This window comes from Nioella sp. (assembly GCF_964229645.1).
GTDB lineage: Bacteria > Pseudomonadota > Alphaproteobacteria > Rhodobacterales > Rhodobacteraceae > Nioella.
In genome coordinates, this window is record NZ_CAXREX010000206.1 from 1 (window position 1) to 2,507 (window position 2,507).

Annotated in this window: 3 protein-coding genes and 1 pseudogene; all 4 read left to right on the forward strand. The window is 67.7% G+C overall.

The features are described from left to right. A pseudogene (locus ACEQXV_RS13830) lies at positions 1-349 on the forward strand (anthranilate phosphoribosyltransferase); the annotation flags it as partial. Between the two features lie 90 nt (positions 350-439). Further along, a complete protein-coding gene (locus tag ACEQXV_RS13835; protein WP_370269691.1) occupies positions 440-1,111 on the forward strand; it encodes a uracil-DNA glycosylase in 672 nt (223 codons plus the stop codon). Beyond that, positions 1,108-1,917 carry an indole-3-glycerol phosphate synthase TrpC gene (gene trpC / locus ACEQXV_RS13840; RefSeq protein ID WP_370269692.1) on the forward strand — a complete coding sequence of 270 codons (810 nt, stop codon included), beginning with the start codon at positions 1,108-1,110 and terminating at the stop codon, positions 1,915-1,917. The genes ACEQXV_RS13835 and trpC overlap by 4 nt, the downstream gene beginning before the upstream one ends. Next, entirely contained in the window at positions 1,917-2,396 is a 480-nt protein-coding gene (moaC, locus tag ACEQXV_RS13845; RefSeq protein ID WP_370255055.1) for a cyclic pyranopterin monophosphate synthase MoaC, read from the forward strand. The genes trpC and moaC overlap by 1 nt, the downstream gene beginning before the upstream one ends. Positions 2,397-2,507 lie beyond the last annotated feature (111 nt).

The following is a 2,507-nucleotide window of genomic DNA, read 5'->3' on the forward strand; positions in this document are numbered from 1 at the left end:
CGGCACCGACGAGCTGTCCATTGCCGGGCCGTCTGCGGTTGCCGCGCTCAAGGATGGCGCGGTCGAGGATTTCGAGATCACCCCCGCCGACGCGGGGCTGCCCACCCATCCGTTCGAAGCGATCCTTGGCGGAACCCCGGCAGAAAACGGCGTGGCCTTCCGGGCGCTTCTGAACGGCGAAGGCGGGGCTTACCGGGACGCGGTGCTGTTGAATTCCGCTGCCGCGCTTCTGGTGGCGGGCGCGGTGGCCGCACTGCCCGACGGGGTGGAGAAGGCGGCGCGAAGCATCGACTCCGGTGCAGCGCTCAAGGCCGTGGAAACCCTGGCCCGGATCACCTCGGCGGCCTGATGGGCGGGGGGTGCTGCATCGACGCAGCGCAAGACAAGGATTTTCGAAAACCCTTGTTCCCGCCCGGCCCCACGCGATAGGCCCTGTCCCATGCTGCTCGACATCTCAAGGCTCGGCCCCTGGGCCGCCCTGCCCTTCTTCGCGCAAGACCTGCGCCGCCTCGACGCGGCGCTTGCGGCCGATCCCCGCCCATGGCTCCCTGCGCCCGAGCGTGTCTTTGCCGCGCTGGAAGCCTGCCCGCCCAAGGCCACCCGCGTCGTCATTCTGGGCCAGGATCCCTATCCCACGCCCGGCCATGCGCATGGGCTGGCTTTCTCGGCAGAGCCCGGGGTGTCGCCCCTGCCCCGCTCCTTGGCCAATATCTACAGGGAAATGCAGGCCGATCTCGGGTCTTGCCCGCCCAATGCCGATCTGCGCTTCTGGGCCCGGCAGGGGGTGCTCCTGCTCAACACCGTGCTGACCGTGCCTGCAGGAGCGGCCAATGGCCATGCAAAGCTCGGCTGGCAGGCGCTGACGGGCCAGGTGCTGGACCTTCTGTCGGCTGATGGCACCCCGCGTGCCTACCTGCTGTGGGGCAAGCCCGCACAGAAGGCCGCGTCGCGCGTGCCGGGGGATGCCAATCTCAAGATCGAAACGCCCCATCCCTCGCCGCTTTCGGCCCATCGGGGCTTTTTTGGCTCGCGCCCCTTCTCTCGGGCGAATAACTGGTTACAAACACAAGGGCTGACGCCCATCAACTGGACGGACCCGGGACAGACATGACGACGAGCATTCTCGACAAGATTAAGGCCTACAAGCTGGAAGACGTGGCCGCGCGCAAGTCCGCGCGCCCGCTGGCGGCCGTGGAAGAGGCGGCCGCAGAGGCCAGCCCCGTGCGCCCCTTTGCACAGGCCCTGTCGGTTGCCGCGCGCGAGGGCTACGGGCTCATTGCAGAGGTCAAGAAGGCGAGCCCGTCGAAAGGGCTCATCCGCGCCGATTTCGATCCCCCCGCGCTGGCCCGCGCCTACGAGGCCGGCGGCGCGACCTGCTTGTCGGTGCTGACCGACACGCCCTCGTTCCAGGGTGCCGATGACTATCTCGTGGCGGCCCGCGCCGCCGTCTCGCTGCCGGTGCTGCGCAAGGACTTCCTCTACGACACCTACCAGGTGGCCGAGGCCCGCGCACTCGGGGCCGATTGCATCCTGATCATCATGGCCAGCGTGTCTGACGCGCAGGCCGAAGAGCTGGAGGACGCGGCCACCCGTTGGGGGATGGATGCGCTGATCGAGGTGCATGACGAGGCCGACCTGGAGCGCGCGCTCGACCTCAAATCGCGCATGATCGGCATCAACAACCGCGACCTCAACACCTTCGTCACCTCGCTCGACGTGACCAAGCGGCTGGTGCGGCGCATTCCCGGTGACCGGATGGTGGTCTCTGAATCGGGGCTGAACACGCCCGAAGACCTGGCCGAGATCGCCCGCTACGGCGCACGCTCCTTCCTGATCGGGGAAAGCCTGATGCGCCAGGACGACGTGGAAGAGGCCACGAGGCGCCTGCTGGCCAACCCGCTGCGCGGGGCGATGTGATGGCCGGGCTCACCCATTTCGATGCCGAGGGGCAGGCCCATATGGTCGATGTCTCTCAGAAGCCCGTCACCGCGCGCGTCGCAGTGGCCGAAGGCTTCGTCAAGATGACACCCGAAACGCTGGCCATGATCACCGATGGCACCGCCCAGAAGGGTGATGTGCTGGGCGTGGCGCGGCTGGCGGGCATCATGGGGGCCAAGAAAACCGCAGAGCTCATCCCGCTTTGCCATCCGCTGCCCATCACCAAGGTCGCGCTGGAACTGGAACCGGCGCCCGATCTGCCCGGCATCCGCATCGCCGCCACGGTCAAGACGGGCGGTCAGACCGGGGTGGAGATGGAGGCGCTCACCGCCGTCTCGACCGCCGCGCTCACCGTCTATGACATGGTCAAGGCGGTCGATAAGGCGATGGAGATCACCGGCATCCGCCTGCTGCTGAAAGAGGGTGGCAAATCGGGCCGCTACGAGGCACAGGGATGACGGCAGGCCGGTCGCTGGAGCTTTACTTCGTCGATGGCAGGCCCGACGGCATGCTGACAGCGGAGGTCTTCAACTGGACCGGCCATGTCCTGCGCATCCCCCGCACCCGGC